The following is a 22,427-nucleotide window of genomic DNA, read 5'->3' on the forward strand; positions in this document are numbered from 1 at the left end:
TTTCATTGGTGTAAGATAAATAATAAATATGTTATGAAAGCAATGAAATTCTTTACAGTGATAGCGTTGGCCATGATGTCGGTTTTCACAATCACCTCTTGTGACAACGACAACGATGTTTATTGGTATTATCCGCCTTATCCCAACGCGCTTGTTACGGTGAAGCCCGTAAGCGACAATGGTTTTTACCTTCAGTTGGACGACAGCACCACGCTGTTCCCCACAAACATGAAGACTTCGCCTTACGGCGACAAGGAGGTAAGGGCGCTGGTATGCTTTACAGAGGTGAAGCCTGTCAACTCTGACTATACCAAGTCGGTAGAGATAAACTGGATGGACAGCATACTGACAAAGAAGGGTGTGCCTTATCCGGGTGAAGAAGGCGAGGCTGAATATGGTGAAGATCCGATAGAGATTGTAAAAGACTGGGTAAACATTGCCGAAGACGGATACCTCACTCTGCGTTTCCGCACACGTTGGGGCAACAATGGAGTGGCACACTTCGTCAACCTGTTCACCGGAGTTAATCCCGATGACCCGTATGAGGTTGAGTTCCGTCACAATGCCTTTGGCGATGTCAACGGAGTATGGGGCGACGCCCTTGTGGCTTTCCGCCTGAGCGACCTGCCTGACACAGAAGGCAAGACCGTGAAACTGACATTGAAATATAAGTCGTTCAGCGGCGAGAAGTCAATACAGTTCGACTATTGCAGCCGTAAGGCTGCCGGAAGCACGAATATAGCCGAAAAGCCGGCATATTCATCGCGTGTTAAGTAATCCGGATTATTATTGTTTGTTGATTATATTTCAGAAAAGGCCCCGCCGAGTGTTTCGGCGCAGGCCTTTTCGATATTAAAGAATGACAAAAAACTACGGCAGATATAAAGAGAACGACCTCGTCGAAATGGTAGTTAAGAAAGACCGGGGTGCAATGAAATTCCTTTATGACAGATATGCAGAATATTTGTCTGCCGTGTGTGGTCGCTATATCGCAGACGAAAACGACCGCAAGGATGTCTTGCAGGAGTGCTTTATCAAGATTTTTATGTCGCTCTCTACATTCGAGTATCGCGGCGACGGTTCGTTGAAGGCATGGATGGCAAGGATAACGGTCAACGAGTCGTTGAAGTTTATAAGAAAAAGCGCCACTTACAGTTTTATTGAATATGGCGAGAATGTGCCCGACACGGCCGACGAACCTGAAGTAGAAGGCGTGCCGGATGATGTAATCAATAAGATGATTTTGTCTCTCCCTCCTGGTTATCGAATGGTTTTCAACCTCTATGTGTTTGAAAACAAAAGTCATAAAGAGATTGCACGTATGCTTAACATTGGCGAAAGCTCGTCGGCATCTCAGTTCTCTAGGGCAAAGGCCCTGCTTGCAAAACGTATTAAAGAATATAAAACAGCACATAAAAATGATTAGGTCATGGAAAAACAATGGATAGAAGATCTCAGAAAACGATTTGACGACAGAAAGGCTCCCGTTCCGGAAGGCTTGTGGGATGATATTGAGTCTGCCATGGCCGAGGCAGGTGCTGATGCCGTAGACAGTAGCACAGGCAAGCGCCGGGCACGCATCGTTCCTCTCTGGGGACGATGGTCTGCCGCAGCTGCCGTTTGTGCCGCCTTGGTTGTCGGTCTGGTTAAGTATAGTCAGCCCGCACCTACTGAGTTGGCGTCTGTGGGCAGTGCGCCTCACAAGTCGGCTGACGTTTCTGCCGCAAAGTCTTCAGATAATGTTGCTTATGAATCTGTGTCTACAGATGAAGCCGGCGATGCCGTACAGCCCGCGCTGTCTAGGCTAAAGGCCGGAGTGGCGGCTGTAGTTGAGAGAGCAAAAGAGCGTGCTGCCGTAGACAGCGTAAGGGTAGAGACTGCTGACGAAAACCTCGTGGCTGATGCCGGCGTGGCCGCAGATAAAGAAAACAAAGCTGCTGAAACTGCAAAGAAGGAGGTGTCTGTAGTGAGACATCAGCCTTCCGGCCGCAGACAGTCGCCTTATCGTGCAGACAATGATGACCTGCTGGCTGTCAGTTCGCACAAGCGTCATGACTCAGGCGTGTCGGTAGGCGTATATGGGGCCAACTTCATGTCTATTGGAGGCACTTCTAATGGCGGCATGATGTCTCAGCAGCAGATGAACGCTTACGTTGATCCGGTTTTGAACAAGGATTTTGTCATGCTTACATCTATGAACGACAACCTCAGAGCCGCCGAGACAGAGGAGAACGAGGTGAAGGTTAAGCACCGCCAGCCCGTCAGACTTGGTATGTCTGTGCGTTTCAAGTTGCTTGACAGACTTGGCGTGGAGACAGGTATGAGCTATTCTTATCTGTCGTCTGACATTGCTTCAGGTGATGATGAAGGCGGATTCCGCACAGAGCAGAAACTTCATTATGTAGGTATACCTTTGGGTGTGAACTATGATATCTGGAAGACTGACTTCCTCGAGGTTTATGCCTCTGCCGGCACCATGGCCGAGTTTTGCGTTTCAGGTCGTTCGAGCACGGAGTATGTTTCAGACCAGACAATAATGAAGCGCACTGAGACCGACATGAAAGACAGCAGGCCGCAGTGGTCGGTGAATGCTGCCGCAGGTGTGCAGTACAACTTCAGCAACCTTCTGGGTCTGTATGTGGAGCCGGGTGTAAGTTATTATTTCGATAACGGCAGCAGTGTGTCTAACATATATAAGGATAAGCCGTTTAACTTTAATCTTAATTTAGGTCTTAGGTTTACTATAAGATAGTTGCAGACGTAATGTTTACAGTTATTTTGGTCATGCTTTCAGGCATGCTTTTAGGGCGCTTGCTGCGTAACCGCCGCATGACGTTTTTGCCCCGCGTTGTAATGTTCCTTATATGGGTGCTTCTGTTTCTGCTTGGAGTAGAGGTGGGAGCAAACCCCGAGATAATACGTAATTTGAAGTCGCTTGGCGTCGAGGCTTTTGTCCTTGCAGTGGCAGGCACGTTGGGCAGTGCCGTTCTGGCATGGGCTTTATGGCGTTATGCAGAAAGGAGCGGTGAGCGATGAGAGACAGTCTTATTATAGTCGGCTTTTTTGTGTTGGGTATTGTCTTCGGCATGAACGACATACTCCCTGACTCGTTGGTGGGCAATAGCAGCGTCAGCTTTGGTGCTTTGTGCGCCCTGATGTTTTTTGTAGGCGTCAGCGTAGGCATCGACTCTAAGATATTCGCCAGCATACGTTCGGTCAATCCGCGGCTTATGCTTCTGCCTCTTATGACCATTGTAGGCACCCTAGCAGGCACCGCTGCAGCTTCATTCCTGTTTCCGCGCCACGGCTTTACCGACTGTCTTGCTGTCGGTTCGGGGTTCGCCTATTATTCATTGTCAAGCATATTCATTACGGAATATCGTGGAGCTGAGCTGGGCACGGTGGCTCTCCTTGCTAATATCTCGCGTGAACTTATAGCGCTTCTTTGTGCTCCTTTGCTGGTTAAGTTCTTCGGAAAACTTGCTCCTATTTCTGCCGGTGGAGCCACGACGATGGACACCACTTTGCCTATAATATTGCGCTATTCAGGCCAGCAGTTTGTCATGCTGTCTGTATTTCACGGTTTCTTGGTTGATTTCAGTGTGCCGTTCCTGGTGACATTCTTCTGCTCTATATAATATAATGTATAGGTCTTGTGGTGCAGTGGCAGAGTGCATGTTCTGACTTTGCCTGTTATGCATGCTGCAATATGTGGTCTTTTGGATTCTGATAGACGGCTTATTGCCTGCTGATATGCCACATATTGCAATGCAAGATGCCTGCTCCTGCGTGTACTGCATGATTCATAAAAAGTTTTTCTTAGAAACTCGTAACTTATCACAATTGTCCTTAATTCACTAATATTCAATGCTTTAGCGTGTGATGAGTTGAATACTCAACTCGTCACATCATCATAATCCTGCTGTTTTTATATACGTAAAATGTGTATCCGGTTTTACAGCGTGATGAGTTGTCACAACAACTCGTCACGCTGTAACTCATTGAAGATTATTGCGTTACGTGTCAATGTGATGAGTGATGAGTTTTTTTGAAAAAATTGTTTTGCTGATCGAAACAAAATATGTGCATAATGTTTAGATGTATTTGTTGAAAATAGTTCATAAGATTTGACGGATTAAAAAATGTTAATAGCGTGGAACTGCTTCCCAAAGTGTGATTACAACACTTATGCGTAATCGTTATATTTATGATTTGTCTATTATTATGGCTATATCGCCGTTAAAATGAAGCAAGTCTTATTATATAAATATAAATTATTAACTTTATTAATCTTATGAAAAAACATTTGCTAATAGGCGCTTCTTTGTGTGCGTTGAGTTTGTCAGCGCAGGCACAGCGTATCGACTTTGATAACGCTCCGCTTAATCCCGGGCGCGACACCGAGGACAAATATATCGGATGGACAGTAGATAAGGCAGTTGCTGACACTCTTACAGACATTGAAGTGCCGGGCGACGAAACCCGCAAACTGACACTTGTTGTCAACTGTGGCGACCAGTCGGTTACAAACAGAACTCTGAAATCTAACTGGTGGAAAGACGGAGTGAACAAGCATTCTAAGCTTGTAGGCGACTGTGTGGCTGTATATGGATTTGATTCTGACGGCAACACTCCTCAGCTTACAACGGAGAGTGCTACTATGAACCTTGTCTTTAAGGGACTTTCAGCCGGCAGCCACTCCTTGTTGGCATATCTCAATGTTACTGATGGCAATATCTCTTCGGTAGCACCGATTGACGTGCTGGTGGATGGCGTAAAGGTTGCCGAAAATATAATAATGTCGTCAAGGGCTGAAAGCCCGTCTGCCAGCGGACAGGCTTATATAACGTTTAATGCCGTTGAGGGTGCTGACGTAACTGTAAGTTTTGTGTCAAAGCCAGAGGCAGGTGTTACGTATGGTACTTCCGGAATATTCCTCAGCGGTATTGTGCTGGATGAGTCGAATCCTAATTCAACGGCTTTAGATCCTTATCCCGCAAATCTCGACTATCATGTCGATGCAGACAACGGTTCGCTCACACTGAGGTGGACTAAAGCGCCGATAGCAGTCAGCAGCGTTGTATATATGGGCACATCAGCCGATCAGCTGGTGAAGGTCGGCGAGACAAATGATGATTTTTACACAGTAAGCAACCTCTCTGCCGCCGAGTCGGCACTTAATACATACTATTGGCGTGTTGACGAGATCGATGCCGAAGGTAACGCCTATCCGAGTGATGTATGGTCGTTTCGTCCGCGCCGCATAGCATTCCCCGGAGCCGAAGGATATGGAAAGTATGCTATCGGAGGTCGTGGCGGAAGTGTTTATCATGTAACGTCTCTTGAAGATTATTCTGCTGAAGAGACTCCTGTTCCCGGTACTTTCAGATATGGACTTACTGAAGTTGACGGTCCCCGTACTATAGTATTCGATGTTTCCGGAACAATCAATCTTAAGTCTCGTCTGACATGTTCTGACCCATACGTTACCATCGCAGGACAGACAGCTCCAGGCAAAGGTATCCTTTTCCGTGGTGCTCCTATCGGTGTGGCAAGCGACGGCATCACACGCTTCGTCCGTATGCGCCGTGGATATCATAATGACGATGTGGCTGATCAGGCAAAAGGACTCGACGGTCTTGGTATGGCCGGCAACAATAATGCGATAATGGACCACTGCTCTGTAGGATGGACCATCGACGAGGCTTTCAGTTCGCGCAATGCCAAGAACATCACCTTGCAGCGCACACTTATCTCTGAAGCCCTCAACGTGGCAAATCATCCTAATTATGGTCCAGGTGCGGCACACGGATATGCTGCTACCATTGGCGGCGACACTGCCACTTATCACCATAATCTTCTTGTTCATAACGAAGGACGCAACTGGAGTTTGAGCGGCGGACTTGATGGAGCCGGAAGTTATGCCGGACATCATGACGTATTTAATAATGTAGTATATAACTGGGGCGGACGTGCCACAGACGGCGGAACACATGAATGTAATTTTGTAAATAACTATTATAAGATGGGTCCTGCAACCACTCAGCGCTTCTTGTTGCGTGCACAGCTTGAAGGCACCGGCACAGGTTCGCAGTCATATTATGTTAAAGGCAATCTTAGAATAAATAAGGACGGATCTGTTACAGAAGATGCGCTTGACGAAACTTACAGATATGAGACATCTGGGGGACAGGTGGTTGATTGGACGGTGTTCGTAGACAAGCCCTTCTTCGATTCCAAGGCTGAAATACAGGATGCAAAGGATGCTTATAAGTCGGTTTTGTCTGACGTCGGAGCCAATCTTCCTTATTTTGATGAGCACGACATGCGCATGGTAAGCGAGACATACAATGGCACGACAAGTACAAAGGGTAGCGTTTCGGGTAAACTGGGACTTATCGACCGCGAGACAGATGCTGAAGGATATGTTTATTTCCCTGAAGTAGGCGAGACACGCGGTGCCGATTTTGATACAGATGGCGACGGTATGCCAGACTGGTGGGAGAAGGCAAAGGGATTGAATCCGAATCTCGAAGATAATAATACGCTTAATGCCGAAGGTTACACAGCATTGGAAGAGTATCTTAATTGGATGGCTGAGCCAAATTATCAGATTCTTCCTGGTGTTGAGAGCAAGATTGACTTAAATGCCTTGTTTGTTGGCTTTGATAAAAATTCGGCATTTTATGGCTATGAGTGTCCTGACGGATGGAATGTGATGGATAATTCTGACGGTACGCTCAGCATAGAGCCGGATATTAATGCCGACGGACTTTTCACTATACCTGTTTTCTGTGGTGATGGTACGACAGAGTATACAATGACTCGCAACATTAATTTGTTTGTATCTTCTTCAGCCACTGCAATAGAAAGTCCTGCTGACATCGAGAATGGCGCTTCTGCAAGTTATCAGATATATTCAGTGGATGGTGTGTTGCTGAAAAATGGAAAAGATTTCAAGTCGCTGCCACAGGGTATATATATATTAAAGGTTACAGACGGCAAGAAAGTAAAGTCATATAAAGTGGTGAACAAATAAAAACCAGACATATCAAGAAAAATCCGTTTGAAGGAGTCTCTCCGGATAACGGATTTTTATTTAACCCAAATCTGTTATTATGATTTGGATTGTATTTTTCTTTATATTGAGCGCATTTTCGGTATGTCAGGAAAAAGCGAACAAGAAGATGCCAATAGAAACAAAAGACGGAGTGAAAGAATGAATGCACAAAATTGGTAATGCAATGTGCGGCCTAATGACAGATTTTGGCTAAAATGAATTATGGCATATTTGAAAATCAAAAAGAATATATCTTCTTTATATGAATAAAACTCCAATTTTTTATCTGTTTTTGGGTTTTAGACTAAATTTTTAAAATTAGTGTAAAATTCGTAGATTTTACGAAGAATTATCCTGTTTTGCTTGATTTATATCAATTTTGAGCAGAAAAATCGATATTTTTGAAAAATAATCCTCAAAAAGTTTGTGAGAATAAAATAAACCCCTTATCTTTGCACTCGCTTTCACAACGATAGTGATAGCGAACAAGAAAAGAGTTCTTTGAAAAGTTTACATATACAACAGAAACAGTACAGGCCTTCAATCGTTTCTTAATAAGAAACATGAAGGAAAGAACATGTAGGGTTCCGTCCATATTGCTTGATTCATTTCTTGCAAAGATGGCAATTCACATATACTGGATAATGAAATGCGTACATTACAGAGCAGATTAAATTAATCTTTACCTTCGGGTATTGATTACATTATAAAGATATTTTACAGTGGAGAGTTTGATCCTGGCTCAGGATGAACGCTAGCTACAGGCTTAACACATGCAAGTCGCGGGGCAGCATGAAGGATGCTTGCATTCTTTGATGGCGACCGGCGCACGGGTGAGTAACGCGTATCCAACCTGCCTGTTACCACGGCACAGCCCGTCGAAAGGCGGATTAATGCCGTATGTGGTCCTTTGCGGGCATCTAATTAGGACTAAAGGTTTAGCGGTAACAGATGGGGATGCGTCCGATTAGCTTGACGGCGGGGTAACGGCCCACCGTGGCGACGATCGGTAGGGGTTCTGAGAGGAAGGTCCCCCACACTGGAACTGAGACACGGTCCAGACTCCTACGGGAGGCAGCAGTGAGGAATATTGGTCAATGGGCGCAAGCCTGAACCAGCCAAGTAGCGTGAGGGAAGACTGCCCTATGGGTTGTAAACCTCTTTTGTGCGGGGATAAAGTGTGGGACGTGTCCCATATTGCAGGTACCGCACGAATAAGGACCGGCTAATTCCGTGCCAGCAGCCGCGGTAATACGGAAGGTCCGGGCGTTATCCGGATTTATTGGGTTTAAAGGGAGCGCAGGCCGTCCTTTAAGCGTGCTGTGAAATGCCGCGGCTCAACCGTGGCACTGCAGCGCGAACTGGAGGACTTGAGTACGCACGAGGTAGGCGGAATTCGTGGTGTAGCGGTGAAATGCTTAGATATCACGAAGAACTCCGATTGCGAAGGCAGCTTACCGGAGCGCAACTGACGCTGAGGCTCGAAAGCGCGGGTATCGAACAGGATTAGATACCCTGGTAGTCCGCGCGGTAAACGATGGATGCCCGCCGTTGGGTTTTAGAATTCAGCGGCCAAGCGAAAGCGTTAAGCATCCCACCTGGGGAGTACGCCGGCAACGGTGAAACTCAAAGGAATTGACGGGGGCCCGCACAAGCGGAGGAACATGTGGTTTAATTCGATGATACGCGAGGAACCTTACCCGGGCTTGAATTGCAGGAGAACGATCCAGAGATGGTGAGGCCCTTCGGGGCTCCTGTGAAGGTGCTGCATGGTTGTCGTCAGCTCGTGCCGTGAGGTGTCGGCTCAAGTGCCATAACGAGCGCAACCCCTGTCCATAGTTGCCATCAGGTCGTGCTGGGCACTCTGTGGAGACTGCCGCCGTAAGGTGTGAGGAAGGTGGGGATGACGTCAAATCAGCACGGCCCTTACGTCCGGGGCTACACACGTGTTACAATGGGGCATACAGCGAGTTGGATGTGCGCAAGTACGTCCGGATCAATAAAGTGCCTCTCAGTTCGGACTGGGGTCTGCAACCCGACCCCACGAAGCTGGATTCGCTAGTAATCGCGCATCAGCCATGGCGCGGTGAATACGTTCCCGGGCCTTGTACACACCGCCCGTCAAGCCATGAAAGCCGGGGGCGCCTGAAGTCCGTGACCGCGAGGGTCGGCCTAGGGTGAAACTGGTGATTGGGGCTAAGTCGTAACAAGGTAGCCGTACCGGAAGGTGCGGCTGGAACACCTCCTTTCTGGAGTCGTATTTCATTAGTGTGTGTGAGGACTCTCATGTTCTGTACGAATCTGTTTGTATGTATTACTATATTGGTTGATTAGTCTTTTTAAGACACATAGTCCTATAGCTCAGTTGGTTAGAGCGCCACACTGATAATGTGGAGGTCGGCAGTTCAAGTCTGCCTGGGACTACTCAATCACGGGGGATTAGCTCAGCTGGCTAGAGCACCTGCTTTGCAAGCAGGGGGTCAACGGTTCGAATCCGTTATTCTCCACGTGTCCTTTTTGGACGAACGATCTTTGACATATTGGCACAAGCAAAACAGTAGAGAACACAACGTTAAAGTACAGAGCTGAATGAGTCGTTCCGCAAATGTGGGATGATATCTTCATAGGAAAAGCAAATAAGGGCGTATGGCGGATGCCTAGGCTCACGGAGGCGATGAAGGACGTGATAAGCTGCGATAAGCCGCGGTTAGGTGCAAATGACCCTTGACCCGCGGATTTCCGAATGGGACAACCCGGCCGCCTTAAGGCGGTCATCATGGCAATGTCATGAGGCGAACGCGGGGAACTGAAACATCTTAGTACCCGCAGGAAGAGAAAATAAGTCAATGATTCCCCCAGTAGTGGCGAGCGACCGGGGAAGAGCCCAAACCGGGTGTGTCGAGGCACATCCGGGGTTGTAGGACCGCGCTGTTGTACGAGCATGAGCGAGCGTGACCGTCTGGAAAGTCGGGCCGTAGCGGGTGACAGCCCCCTTCGCGAAGTTCATGCCGGCATAGCGGTATCCTGAGTAACGCGGGACACGAGGAATCCTGCGCGAATCCGCCGGGACCATCCGGCAAGGCTAAATACTCCCGTGAGACCGATAGTGAACCAGTACCGTGAGGGAAAGGTGAAAAGAACTCCGACGAGGAGAGTGAAATAGCCCCTGAAACCATACGCCTACAAGCGGTCGGAGCATGCGTTGCATGTGACGGCGTGCCTTTTGCATAATGAACCTACGAGTTGCCGTCACGGGCAAGGTTAAGCGCCTAAGGCGCCGAGCCGCAGTGAAAGCGAGCCTGAATAGGGCGCAGAGTCCGTGGAGGCAGACGCGAAACCGAGTGATCTACACTTGTCCAGGATGAAGTCCCGGTAACACGGGATGGAGGTCCGCACCGATAAGCGTTGAAAAGCTTCCGGATGAGGTGAGTGTAGGAGTGAAAGGCCAATCAAACTCGGAGATAGCTCGTACTCCCCGAAATGCATTTAGGTGCAGCGTTCCGCGATAGCGTCAAGAGGTAGAGCGACCGATAGGATGCGAGGGCTTCACCGCCTATCAAGTCCTGACGAACTCCGAATGCTTGACGCCCGCAGCGGGGCAGCAAGGGGGCGGGTGCTAAGGTCCGTCCCCGAGAGGAGAAGAATCCAGACCGCCGTCTAAGGTCCCGGAATTCTGCCTGAGTTAGTCTAACGAAGTGAGGTCCCTGAGACAGCCAGGATGTTGGCTTGGAAGCAGCCATTCATTCAAAGAGTGCGTAACAGCTCACTGGTCGAGGGTCCTTGCGTGGATAATAATCGGGTATAAGGCAGATACCGAAGGCGCGGGATAGTAATAATAAAAGTATCGGTAGGGGAGCATTCCATGTGCGTCGAATGTTCATGGTGACGTGAGCTGGAGCGCATGGAAAAGCAAATGTAGGTATAAGTAACGACAAGGAGGGCGAGAACCCCTCCCGCCGCAAGACCAAGGTTTCCCGGGCAATGCCAGTCATCCCGGGGTCAGTCGGGTCCTAAGTCTAAGCCGAACGGCGAGGGCGATGGCAGAAACGGTTAATATTCCGTTACTGCCTGTGCGAGCGATGTGGAGACGGAGAAGTGGAACCGCCGCGGGGTGACGGAAGTCCCCGTTGAAGGGCGTAGGTTATGAGGGATGCAGGCAAATCCGCATTCCGAGCCGACCCTGACAGTACTCCGGCGCCTCCGGGCAACGGAGATAGTGCGGGTAATCATGCTCCCGAGAAAATCCGCTAAGCAATCGCACAGGCACCCGTACCGCAAACGGACACACGTAGTCGGGTAGAATATACTAAGGCGTTGAGAGACTCATGGTTAAGGAACTAGGCAAACTGACCCCGTAACTTCGGGATAAGGGGTCCTCACGTTGAGTGAGGCGCAGAGAATAGGTCCAGGCAACTGTTTAACAAAAACACAGGGCTGTGCGAACTCGAAAGATGAAGTATACAGCCTGACACCTGCCCGGTGCCGGAAGGTTAAGAGGAGAGCTCAGGAGCAATCCGAAGGTTTGAATTGAAGCCCCGGTAAACGGCGGCCGTAACTATAACGGTCCTAAGGTAGCGAAATTCCTTGTCGGGTAAGTTCCGACCTGCACGAATGGTGTAATGATCCGGACGCTGTCTCAACCATGATCTCAGTGAAATTGTAGTATCGGTGAAGATGCCGATTACCCGCGATGGGACGAAAAGACCCCGTGAACCTTTACTGCAGCTTAGCACTGACCTTGGTCATCCGATGTGTAGGATAGGCCGGAGGCTATGAAGCCGGTACGCCAGTATTGGTGGAGCCGCCGTTGAAATACGGCCCTTTGGCTGTCTGAGGTCTAACGCGTGATTCGCGGACACTGCTTGGCGGGCAGTTTGACTGGGGTGGTCGCCTCCAAAAGCGTAACGGAGGCTTCCAAAGGTGCCCTCGGGCCGATTGGTAACCGGCCTTACAGAGTGCAATGGCATAAGGGCGCTTGACTGGGAGGGAGACATCCCGAGCAGGCAGGAAACTGGGGCATAGTGATCCGGCGGACGTGTATGGAAACTCCGTCGCTCAAAGGATAAAAGGTACTCCGGGGATAACAGGCTGATCCCCCCCAAGAGCTCATATCGACGGGGTGGTTTGGCACCTCGATGTCGGCTCGTCACATCCTGGGGCTGGAGAAGGTCCCAAGGGTTGGGCTGTTCGCCCATTAAAGTGGCACGCGAGCTGGGTTCAGAACGTCGTGAGACAGTTCGGTCTCTATCTATCGTGGGCGTTGGAGTTTTGAGCGGATCTGACACTAGTACGAGAGGACCGTGTTGGACAGACCTCCGGTATGCCGGTTGTGCCGCCAGGTGCACCGCCGGGTATCCGTGTCTGGCCCGGATAAGCGCTGAAAGCATCTAAGTGCGAAGCCGTCCGCGAGATAAGAACTCCTTGAGGGCCGTTCCAGACGAGGACGTTGATAGGGCGCAGGTGTAAAGACGGCGACGTCAAAGCCGAGCGCTACTAATTGCCCGAAGCTTTTCCTGTGCATGTTCTTTTGATGTGCATGTAACAGAGGATGAAGTCTCTTTCATCGGTGTACTTCCAGGTTCACTAATGTTTTGTTCTTGTGCCGAGACCGTCAAAAAGCCATATTTAGGTGGTTATTGCGGCGGGGTTCCCCCTCTTCCCATTCCGAACAGAGAAGTTAAGCCCGCCTGCGCCGATGGTACTGCAATGCAATGCGGGAGAGTAGGAGGCCGCCTTTTTTTTCAGAGTTGAGTCCCTGACGTCAGTCGTGATGTCAGGGACTTTTTTTTGTTTGGCCTCACGGAGTATGGGACTTATGAGACTAATAAGACTAATGTGACTTATTTTTAAAGAGACATATGGTGACATCCCCAATGACTTGCCGTACACTTTAGACATTCTACCACATAAATGCACATACGTTTGAAAAGCTGAACAAAGAAACATTAAGCATTTTCGGGTAGTGTTTCACCGAGTGTGTCTGAATCAAGTTGACTTAACCCCGAATCGGGTATTATAATTCAGACGGATTCTTGCTTTATATTGAGCGGATTTTCCTTAGATTTTTCGCAGGCATAGCAGGCAAGTCAGGAAGAAGCTGGCAAAAAGTCGCCAATAGAAAACAAAAGGGCGGATGAAAGCATGAAGGCACAAAATAGATAAAATTATGTGCGGTTTAATGACCAATTGGGGTTAAACGCACTTGATTGATGAAACGCTATCGCTGGGCGACTCTCAAGCTAGAAGTGAATCAAGTGAAAATTCATTTTCTTCCAATGGTTTCGCACTCTCTGTCTGTCCAGAACCTTCAAAGAAGAATTTTAAACAGGCTCTTAAATATCGGAATTATTTTATAAGGGTGCTTGCCAAAACCACTTTTCATCCGATGTGTTGTAATTAGCATGAGGATATGTCAAACCTCTACCGGAACTAATGTTACAGTCTTACCTTGAGGATGATTGCTTTCTCCTTCTGGTTCAGCTTGATTCCATATATTTGTTTCAAGAAAGTAGAGATTCTTTGCCATGTACTCCTTAAGATAATAGTCGGCTGTTTGTTTTACTCTGTTGTTCCAGTTCGCTTCTTCATTAAGTATCAATGGCAAATCATGCTGCAATCTATAACGTACTTCTACTGAGTGAAGCATGATTCCGTTTTCATCTGTGACATATGCTGCAAATGTAGGGTCAACCCAAACCCATTTATTCAGCGATTTACTCCAGGCAATGCAGATGACATGGCAATCGCTGTCCGTCTCCCATCCTTTTCTGGATACATGTTATATATTTTGCAGGAATCCCCACAGCAAGCAATGCCTCTGTCAAGCATATAGCAAGAGCCCTGCAGTTGTAACCACAACTGTTTCTACGAGCAGATTCGTATGTATTTTCCAAATTTCTTGCTCCGGGAGCCAAACCGTTGCTTCCGTCATGTTCGATGTTGTCATGAACCCAATAAAGGAGATTCTTCATTCTGCTGATGTCATCCCCATTACCGGCTATTTTGTCAAGATTGAACTTCTTGCGTGTCATTTTCAACATTCTGTCTGAAGGCTCTGCGTATCTGAAAGCCATATCAAAGGATGGTTCTGAGTTGTATTTTGGGGATTCTTTCAAAATATCAAGTTTGGTCTTGACCTCTTCCCCCAGACTCCATGCGTAATTCATAGCTGTTTTCAATGTGTCCGCTTCCTTACTATTCAAAGCTTTTAGTACGGGATAAAGTATTATGGCTGACTGATATTCATTGCTTCTCATCCAGTCAGAGTTCTTTGCTGTCAGAATCTGTGCCTGTCACTGCGCAGTCTTTTTCAAATCTTTTATCAGGCGAGGATTTGATTTCAGATAATTGATATCTGCTATTGATGCTATCTTGTCGTTATATACTTTCAGAAAAGCCCCATGGACAGATGTATTTCGTTAAATTAGGACATTTGGAGTCTTTCAATAAATCCAAATCGAAATAGACCACAGTGCTTTCAAATATCACACTGTCCAATTTCGGACAGTTATGAGCAAATCCCTGGCCTCCTGTACTCGACACAGGACCTCGGAATATGATTTTCCTCAAGTTTGGGCAGTTTGTCACTAATGCGCAGTCGAAATGACCGATAGCTCCCTCAAACACAATCTCCTCAATAGTGTTATTATCCATAAATAGACCTCCCAGGATATAATCTATATTGCCGAATGTTACTTTTTTCAGATTGGTAAATCCAATATTTCCTAATCTTCCGATTGTCATTATGTCGGGAATATGAATTTCTTCGGCATGAGAGTCGTAAACTAGGCTATCCGGAAACATTCGTATTCCATCCATCACAGGTCCGTCGAAATGGTCAGGAGCATGAAGAACGATATTCTGGGAAAAAGACGGAATTACTATTGTAATTGCAGCAATTAAGCAAATAAAAAATCTATGCATAATAAATATATATTCAGAATGATAAAATTAATAAAAATTCCAACACATCTGTCACATTACTAAATAAATTGGAAAGCGTACGGACGCTAAACAAAAACATTCTCCCTGCAAGACTCTCGCAGCAAGAACCTTCAATACAAGACGATTCTGTTTCATGTAATCTCTTTTAATAATATAACGTGAGTTCGACGAATTGTAAATGCCTGTAAGTTTGGTGATAAGCGAAAATCGTTGTAACTTTATGGTGCTGAACAACAAAGTATTACAAACAATAATCGCCATGATCACCGGGAGTAAAGTTATAGAATTATTTTGTATGGCAGACGATTTAGCTTCGCTGATTTTCAATTCTGAAATTTTTGATGCTATGATGGCAAAATATACGCTTAAACCAACCGTAAAACGCAAATTTAATTATTTGTTGGTGGCAAAGATATAATAAAGACAAAAGTGGGATTAGACTACTGCCATAAATTGTCAGGCAGTATGACTAACCCCACTTTTGTCTTTTAATTATGTTTCTTAGAATTGCTCCAAGATCTCTATTCTTTTCTTTGTATCCGGGTGTGTGCTGAATAATGAATTAAAGAAATTCATCATGCCCGGTGCGAAGTGTTGCGGATGAATAATGAACAGCTGCGCGATATCGTCACGCTTGACGTTATTCAATCCAGGATCGCCTGATATCTTTCTCAGAGCAGAAGCAAGCGCCAAAGGATTGCCGCAAAGCTCAGCACCTCCGGCGTCGGCCATATATTCACGTTTACGCGATATTGCAAAACGCGTAAGCAATGTGAAGAAGTAAGCAACTGCACAGCATAAAGCTCCGATTATGAATACCGCAATCATAGACAGTCCGTTGCCGCGGTTGTCCTCGTCATCACTGCTGCGGCTGCTTAGTCCGCCAAACCAGAATGCGTTATACATCATTTGGATAACGAGGCTCATTATGGTTGATACGATGCCGACAAAGATGATGCTTGTTATCAGCAGTCTTGTGTCGTGATTACGGATGTGCGTCAGCTCATGAGCTATCACACCTGCAAGTTCGTCATCGTTGAGCCTGTCGATTATTCCTGTTGTCAGCGTAACCGTGTAGCTCTTTTTATCTATACCGCTTGCAAAAGCGTTCAGCTGCGGGTCGTCTACGATGTTAATCTTTGGCATATCCATGTTGCATGTCATGCAAAGATTTTCAACGATATTGTAGATTTTGGGATTTTCCTTACGTGTAAGCGGTCTTGCTCCTGTAGCGGCACGTACCATTGCCGTATTTGCAAAATACGCTATTGTAAACCATATTCCTACGCCCACGATGACCCATGGTATGGTGTTCATGAAGTAATAGTTTACTGTTGCGGCGTCAAGCTGGTGTACAATGTTGCCGTATTGGTCGTAGTATCCGTTTCCGAAATAGTTTACCAGTGCGAGGAATACCCATACCATGCCCAGGATTATTACGGGAAACAAGATCAGCAACATTATTGTCAATCTGTTGTTGCGCATAATCTGGGTGTGCATTCCGACATATCTCATATATGCTTGCGATTTATGTTAGAATTTAATTTCAGGTGCCTTGTCGTATATAGCGCGTTCTTCCTGTGGAACCTCGAACATAGGTTCTTTTTTAAATCCGAACATTTTGGCAAAGATGTTTGACGGGAATGTCTCAACGGCGTTGTTGAGCTCTCTTGTTGCCGAATTGAAGAATCTGCGTACTGCGGCAAGTTTGTTCTCAAGGTCAGCAATCTCGTTCTGCAGCTGCATGAAGTTCTGGTTAGCCTTCAGGTCAGGGTAAGCTTCGAGTGACACCTTCAAGCCGGCAAGCGCACTTGTCAGGGCATTTTCAGCATTGATCTTGTCGTTTATTGTTGTGGCGCCCATTGCTGCCGTGCGTGCTTCTGTAACTCTCTGCAGCACTTCGCGCTCGTGTGTGGCATATCCTTTCACCGTGGCTACAAGCTGCGGCACGAGGTCGTGGCGCAGCTTAAGCTGCACGTCGATATTTGCGAAGGCATTTTCGCGGTTGTTTCTAAGTTTTACAAGATTGTTGTACAGGCTTACACACCAAATTGCAAGCAGTACGACGATAACTAAAATAATAATTCCTGTTGTCATAATTTTTTAATGATAAATGGTTTCATAAGTTTGTTTACAAATATAATACCATTTTATGAATATCTGAGGTTTCTTTAAGTCTTTTTGTTTATTATTCTTATTTAATATGAAGGTTGTAGCCAATAAGGACACGTGCCGGTTTAGTTTCGTCATGAAATAAAAAAAAACTGCATGACAGGATTTATCCTATGACATGCAGAGCGTTATGTTAAGTTTTAATGTTTATTTCAGCAGATTCATTACTTTGTTGAAGTATCGCTGAGTGCCTTTTATGCTGTATCTGAGTCCGCCGTTCCACGACCTTATGGCCTGCTCTATGCTGTTTTGCGGATTGTGGACCGACTGAAACAAAATGAACATCTCCTTCGATTTTGCCACGTTAAAGCGGTCAGACAGCTTAAATCTTTTCTTGCTTTTTCTTCTTTTCAGGATGTTGTTGCACTCTCTTACCAGAATCGGAGTTATCTGCATTGCTCCGCATGAGTTGCCGCTTACGGCTTTTGGGTTTCCTTCGCTTTCGACTTGAATAATGGCGTCCATCACCGGATTCCAGTCGAATTGAGGGCTTTGAGTTTCGTTGTTTTCTGCAAAAGCATATAAATTTGCTGTAAATACAAATAATAATACTAATACTTTTCTTAATATTCTCTCCATATTTTACGGTTTATGGCATCTGGACATATAAAAAAACAGGGATGTCCGCGGCAAGCGGTTCGTATGAGAAAAATTATTGAACCGAGTCTGGATGCCAGTTATATACTAACGCGAATGGCGGCTTTCAAAACAAAAGAAGATACGCCATTCAATCTTTTTACCGCTGCAAAGGTATGAAAAAAAATGCGATTATCCAAACTTTGTTCCGTTTTTTTAACATTTTGCATTGAAATAAGCATTTTATATCATGTTGAAAATCAACTAATTGCTTTAAAAATATGTAAAATATTTTCGGCTGCCGTCTTGCGCCCGAATTTAGGCGAAACATAATGTTAATGCACGTTTCACGGCATTTGTTGTTATAGGAACGGCCCATTTTTATATCTTAAATCATGTTGCGTGTTAAAGTGTTATAGACTATAACTATGCTAAGATTGTTGCAGGAGTGAATAGGGGGCAATGTCGCTTTGTCTTGCAGGTAAATTATTGTCATAGTTTTGCCTTGTGCCCGCTTTCGCTATTTTTTCATGATATAGGGTAAGGATTGCAGGCATCAGAATTAAACCTCAAAAAACTGAAAGGAAAATGTGCTATTATCCTTAACGAAAAGCCGGAACGGTAGTTTGAAATATGCAGACTGTAAGCAAAATCGTGCTTATTGGTTTCGAATCATTAACCTATTGTTTACGGTCCGTAAGTGGCCCACTTTTAATGCAAAAGTGGCCGAGTTTTTTGTCGCAAACAAATGGTTTTTTATGTCCAATCCGATGTTCCGTGCATTTCAGTGCAGGCATTGCTAAAGAAATATTGTTTATCCCAATCTGCCGGTATTAATAAGTTTGCTGTGTGATTCTTCCTGTTGGCTGATGACGTAGTGTATCTTGAGCAGTGTTTTCTGAAGGCCGACAATGAAATTTCCTGCCTGCAAGCGTTTGGCTTTCAGAATATTTAAATAAGACAAACAGCTCATTATTCGGCTGCCAATGACCTGCCCGGGTTAAAAAACTGCGTTTTTCGTTTGTCTTTTCATTCTCCTTTCACTATTTTTGACTACCTTTGCATTGACGATTGTTGAAACATGCCATATTGGCAGGCTTAATTGTATGTCGGCATGCGTCATGCCGGGCAAGTGTGAGAGGCACGGCCTGTTTCGTGCATGTTGTTTTTTTGAATGATTAACGGATAATTTCTTTATAAAATTATGTATTACGTTTCTAAGCGAATGGAGATTGCTGGCTGTCATCGCCTTACTCTTTCTTATGACAGCAAATGCTGTAATCTGCACGGACACAACTGGATTGTTACGGTTTATTGCAAGTCGCGTGAGCTTAACGCTGAGGGTATGGTTGTTGACTTTAAGCATATAAAGGATAAAATTCACGGATATCTTGATCATGGCAACTTCAACGAACTGCTGCCGTTCAATCCTACGGCCGAAAACATTGCAGCCTGGATATGCAGTCAGGTTGAACACTGCTATCGGGTGGATATAGAAGAAAGCGAGAACAACAAGGTGTCGTACGTTAAAGACGAAGACTGACATTTATGAGGGTAAACGAAATTTTTTATTCGCTTCAGGGCGAAGGCCACTTTACCGGAACACCAGCCGTCTTCGTACGTTTTTCAGGCTGCAATCTCAGTTGCAGTTTTTGTGACACGGAGCATACGTCGTTTACGGAAATGTCTGAGGAAGACATCGTCCGTGAGGTGTGTGCCTATCCGGCTGCGCATGTGGTTATTACCGGCGGCGAGCCGACAATGCAGCTTACAGCTTCGCTTGTTGACAGGCTGCACGCTGCCGGAATGTATGTGCAGATAGAGACAAACGGCACTTATCGTCTGCCCGAAGGCTGCCGTGTCGACTGGATTACGTGTTCACCCAAATACCGTCCTGTCGTTCTGACGCATATCGACGAACTGAAAGTGGTGTTTCAGACGCCGGAGCAGGATATGTCGCAATATGACGGCATGGAGGCTCAGGTGTATAGCCTGCAGCCATGCGACGTGAATGACGACAGACGGAATGCCGTGATATTAAAAGATGCCGTGGAATATTGCCTTTCGCATCCCAAGTGGCGTCTTTCGCTTCAGACCCATAAAATAATTAATGTGAGATAACGGCCTTCAGCCTCTACGGCGACATGGCTCGCCAGTGTCTGAATAACGTGGCCCGACAGTTATGCCGTCTGTGGCAATTCATAAGAAATCAATGAGGCAATTAGGCATAGCCTCATTGATCACCACCATTGAAGTGAAGTATTTTCAGCAGCTGCTTTTCGTGCTGCAGTTCCTTCAAGCCCTTGTCGGGCGATATGAGCATCATGCTCCTTATCACGTCGTTTTGTCCGCACGTGTAGTTATAATAGTCAATAAGTTCTCCGGTGAGCTTTTCTTTCAGGATAACTTCTGTTCTTAGTTTTTCAAACTCCTCCAGTGGTATTTCGTCTCCCTGGCGTACAAAGATAATACGCCTTGCGATAGGATTGCGGTTGTAGTCGTGCGTGAGATAAATGCCCTTAATCACTTCAGGATATTCAATGATAGGCAGTTGCAGATAAATAACCTTCAGTGCGAGCTGCAGCCTCTTTTGCTCGTTGAACATCAGATAGCCAATCTGGAACGGCGAGAACAGGCCTACTCCTACATAATAGTCGCCGGCCATATTCTGGCAGTATACCTTCGGCAGGGTGTCGCCGTCGGCAATGGATGATATCATGTAGGGCTCAACTTTCAGTCCGTCGGCATACGACGAAGCGCTGTACGACTGGTACAGGCCTGTGTATATGCCTGCGTTGGGAAGATACTTTATTGATTCTTTTTCAATATCGTCAAGAAACGGACGGCTGTTGCTCTTTCCGCTTATCAGCCGTGGCTCTATATGGCACACCTTGTCGTACAGTTCGTCAAGGCATCCCAGCAGCTTTCTCTTAGACACATTGTTCACCTGCTGCAAGGCGTTGTTAAGCGCGTAGTCGCTGTCGTTGCCGCCGGATATGCTGTTGATGTAGGCGGGCAGTACAGACGAATATAAAGAAGACAGAACGCTCGATGTTATGTTCGTCTCCTCCGAAATGTCCTTCATCTTCACTCCTGCGTCACGCAGTTTCTTCAGTTGCTCATACAGTGATACCAGTTTATCCATATCCTTTATTTTTGGCGCGAATGTACCAAAACGATATTACAAAAACATTACCATTCTGATTCATTATCATGATATGAAAATTACATAATGAATACACGTTTTTTTGGCGTTATAATATATGATTAATTGATTTTTTCATATTGCAGACCGATATACTTTTGCTGCCGTAATTAAAAAAATGAACAAACAAAATCATCAATATAATTATGGAAAAAGCAACAAAGAACAAAAGAATGTCGGAACTCCTGCTTATACTTTGGGCCGGAGGTGCAGCCTTGCTGTCTTACTCGCTTGTATATGCCTTGCGCAAGCCGTATACGGCAGCCTCTTTCGAGGGATTGACCCTGTTTGGAACAGATTATAAGGTAGCTGTTACAACCATTCAGATACTTGGGTATGTAATAGCAAAATTCTTCGGTATAAAACTTATCTCTGAGCTGAAACGCGAAAACCGCTTCCGCTTTTTTGTAACATCGGCAATAATGGCCGAGGTGGCTTTGATAGGCTTCGGCGTGCTCAGCGCTCCTTACAATGCCGCAGCAATGTTTTTCAACGGCCTGTCGCTCGGATGCATGTGGGGCGTTATCTTTAGTTTCATTGAGGGCCGCAAGGTTACGGATATGCTGGCGAGCCTTTTGGGCGTAAGCATGGTGTTCAGTTCCGGAATAGCCAAGAGCTTCGGACTCTTTGCCATGAACGAACTTAATATAGACCAGTTCTGGATGCCGGCAGTCATTGGCGGCGTGGCCCTGCCTCTGCTTGTGCTTATGGGCTATCTGCTTAAGCGTCTGCCCAGCCCTACACAGGAAGATATCGAGTTGCGCAACGAGCGCGTTGTCTTAGACTCTGAAGGCCGTAAGCGTCTGTTCCTGAGTTTCGCGCCAATACTCACGCTGCTGTTTATCGGCAACTTCATGCTCCTTGTCCTGCGCGACATCAAGGAAGATTTCCTTGTGCTTATTCTCGACATGAGCAATCAGTCGTCATGGCTGTTCGCACAGGTCGACACTATAGTTACATTGGCCATACTTGCCCTGTTCTCCGCCTTTGTGTTCTTCCGCAGCAACATCAAGACGCTTATGTGTCTCATGGGCATTGTCATACTGAGCTGTATCACCATGGCATACGTGTCGTTCAACTACAAAGCCCTCGACCTGCAGCCTGTTGTGTGGCTGTTCATAGAGAGCCTGTGCCTTTATATAGCCTATCTTACGTTCCAGACAATATTCTTCGACCGTTTCATAGCCTGTTTCAGGATAAAAGGCAACGTTGGATTCTTCATCGCGATAATCGACTTTATCGGATACATGGGAACGGTAACACTGCTTTCAACCAAGGAGTTCCTCAATTTCGACATGGAATGGTTCGACATGTTCAATCACATGGCATTCTTCGTCGGTGCAGTATGCACAGTCTTGTTCACAATAGTAGCCACACTTATCTACAAGCGCTATTCGCTTAACAACAGAAACAAGACAAAAAACTCTAAGATGGATTTGTTTATAAACCCTCAATATAATACAATTTAAA

17 protein-coding genes, 2 tRNA genes and 3 rRNA genes are annotated in these 22,427 nt (G+C 46.1%); 15 read left to right on the top strand and 7 right to left on the bottom strand.

Going from position 1 to position 22,427, the window contains the following annotated elements:
- The first annotated feature begins 33 nt into the window (after window positions 1–33).
- The 11 genes from EJL04_RS01105 (at window position 34) to rrf (ending at window position 12,798) form a co-directional block, all read left to right on the top strand.
- Entirely contained in the window at window positions 34–777 is a 744-nt protein-coding gene (locus EJL04_RS01105) for a NigD1/NigD2 family lipoprotein (RefSeq protein ID WP_021853826.1), read from the top strand.
- Window positions 778–859: 82 nt separating this feature from the next.
- Window positions 860–1,426 (top strand): RNA polymerase sigma factor, encoded by a 567-nt coding sequence (locus EJL04_RS01110; RefSeq protein ID WP_053397501.1) that lies wholly within the window; start codon window positions 860–862, stop codon window positions 1,424–1,426.
- 3 nt (window positions 1,427–1,429) lie between these two features.
- Complete coding sequence (locus tag EJL04_RS01115; protein ID WP_125103863.1) at window positions 1,430–2,752, top strand: outer membrane beta-barrel protein; 1,323 nt, start codon at window positions 1,430–1,432, stop codon at window positions 2,750–2,752.
- Window positions 2,753–2,763: 11 nt separating this feature from the next.
- On the top strand, window positions 2,764–3,036 hold the full coding sequence (locus EJL04_RS01120; RefSeq protein ID WP_021853823.1) for a LysO family transporter: 273 nt from the start codon (window positions 2,764–2,766) through the stop codon (window positions 3,034–3,036).
- Entirely contained in the window at window positions 3,033–3,638 is a 606-nt protein-coding gene (locus tag EJL04_RS01125; protein ID WP_125103864.1) for a LysO family transporter, read from the top strand. The genes EJL04_RS01120 and EJL04_RS01125 overlap by 4 nt, the downstream gene beginning before the upstream one ends.
- Window positions 3,639–4,294: 656 nt before the next feature.
- Entirely contained in the window at window positions 4,295–7,039 is a 2,745-nt protein-coding gene (locus tag EJL04_RS01130) for a T9SS type A sorting domain-containing protein (RefSeq protein WP_164511706.1), read from the top strand.
- Between the two features lie 740 nt (window positions 7,040–7,779).
- Window positions 7,780–9,309 (top strand): 16S ribosomal RNA (locus EJL04_RS01135).
- Window positions 9,310–9,410: 101 nt separating this feature from the next.
- Window positions 9,411–9,484, top strand: a tRNA-Ile gene (locus EJL04_RS01140).
- Between the two features lie 9 nt (window positions 9,485–9,493).
- Window positions 9,494–9,567, top strand: a tRNA-Ala gene (locus EJL04_RS01145).
- Window positions 9,568–9,686: 119 nt separating this feature from the next.
- Window positions 9,687–12,576: ribosomal RNA gene (locus EJL04_RS01150) — 23S ribosomal RNA — on the top strand.
- 109 nt (window positions 12,577–12,685) lie between these two features.
- A 5S ribosomal RNA gene (rrf, locus tag EJL04_RS01155) occupies window positions 12,686–12,798 on the top strand.
- Together the 16S, 23S and 5S rRNA genes with 2 tRNA genes alongside form the textbook arrangement of a ribosomal RNA operon.
- A gap of 674 nt (window positions 12,799–13,472) precedes the next feature.
- Here the strand turns inward: rrf and EJL04_RS01160 are convergent.
- The 3 genes from EJL04_RS01160 to EJL04_RS01170 form a co-directional block, all read right to left on the bottom strand.
- Window positions 13,473–13,706, bottom strand: coding sequence for a hypothetical protein (locus EJL04_RS01160; protein ID WP_125103865.1), 234 nt, complete (start codon window positions 13,704–13,706; stop codon window positions 13,473–13,475).
- Window positions 13,707–13,773: 67 nt separating this feature from the next.
- Entirely contained in the window at window positions 13,774–14,316 is a 543-nt protein-coding gene (locus EJL04_RS01165) for a transglutaminase-like domain-containing protein (protein WP_125103866.1), read from the bottom strand.
- Between the two features lie 121 nt (window positions 14,317–14,437).
- Complete coding sequence (locus EJL04_RS01170) at window positions 14,438–14,983, bottom strand: leucine-rich repeat protein (protein WP_125103867.1); 546 nt, start codon at window positions 14,981–14,983, stop codon at window positions 14,438–14,440.
- 241 nt (window positions 14,984–15,224) lie between these two features.
- Here EJL04_RS01170 and EJL04_RS01175 point away from each other — a divergent pair, with 241 nt between their 5' ends.
- A complete protein-coding gene (locus EJL04_RS01175) occupies window positions 15,225–15,422 on the top strand; it encodes a transposase (protein ID WP_241209925.1) in 198 nt (65 codons plus the stop codon).
- Window positions 15,423–15,505: 83 nt separating this feature from the next.
- Here EJL04_RS01175 and EJL04_RS01180 read toward each other — a convergent pair whose 3' ends face one another.
- The 3 genes from EJL04_RS01180 to EJL04_RS01190 form a co-directional block, all read right to left on the bottom strand.
- The gene (locus tag EJL04_RS01180; protein WP_053398260.1) at window positions 15,506–16,519 is read right to left on the bottom strand and encodes a M48 family metallopeptidase; all 1,014 of its coding nucleotides are present in this window, start codon (window positions 16,517–16,519) and stop codon (window positions 15,506–15,508) included.
- An 18-nt stretch (window positions 16,520–16,537) separates the two neighbouring features.
- The gene (locus tag EJL04_RS01185) at window positions 16,538–17,101 is read right to left on the bottom strand and encodes a LemA family protein (RefSeq protein WP_125103869.1); all 564 of its coding nucleotides are present in this window, start codon (window positions 17,099–17,101) and stop codon (window positions 16,538–16,540) included.
- Between the two features lie 222 nt (window positions 17,102–17,323).
- The gene (locus tag EJL04_RS01190; RefSeq protein WP_021854652.1) at window positions 17,324–17,755 is read right to left on the bottom strand and encodes a transglycosylase SLT domain-containing protein; all 432 of its coding nucleotides are present in this window, start codon (window positions 17,753–17,755) and stop codon (window positions 17,324–17,326) included.
- A 1,201-nt stretch (window positions 17,756–18,956) separates the two neighbouring features.
- Between EJL04_RS01190 and EJL04_RS01195 the strand changes: the two genes are divergently transcribed.
- Both EJL04_RS01195 and EJL04_RS01200 read left to right on the top strand, forming a co-directional pair.
- Window positions 18,957–19,295, top strand: coding sequence for a 6-pyruvoyl trahydropterin synthase family protein (locus EJL04_RS01195; protein ID WP_021854653.1), 339 nt, complete (start codon window positions 18,957–18,959; stop codon window positions 19,293–19,295).
- Between the two features lie 5 nt (window positions 19,296–19,300).
- The gene (locus EJL04_RS01200; protein WP_125103870.1) at window positions 19,301–19,873 is read left to right on the top strand and encodes a 7-carboxy-7-deazaguanine synthase QueE; all 573 of its coding nucleotides are present in this window, start codon (window positions 19,301–19,303) and stop codon (window positions 19,871–19,873) included.
- 112 nt (window positions 19,874–19,985) lie between these two features.
- On the opposite strand, the gene EJL04_RS01205 is transcribed toward EJL04_RS01200, so the two are convergent.
- Window positions 19,986–20,897, bottom strand: a complete 912-nt coding sequence (locus tag EJL04_RS01205) for a hypothetical protein (protein ID WP_021854655.1) — start codon at window positions 20,895–20,897, stop codon at window positions 19,986–19,988.
- A 206-nt stretch (window positions 20,898–21,103) separates the two neighbouring features.
- On the opposite strand from EJL04_RS01205, the gene EJL04_RS01210 reads away from it, so the two are divergent.
- Window positions 21,104–22,426, top strand: a complete 1,323-nt coding sequence (locus tag EJL04_RS01210; protein ID WP_125103871.1) for a DUF5690 family protein — start codon at window positions 21,104–21,106, stop codon at window positions 22,424–22,426.
- The last annotated feature ends 1 nt before the right edge of the window (window position 22,427 follow it).

This window comes from Prevotella marseillensis (assembly GCF_900625065.1).
Lineage (GTDB): Bacteria > Bacteroidota > Bacteroidia > Bacteroidales > Bacteroidaceae > Prevotella > Prevotella rara.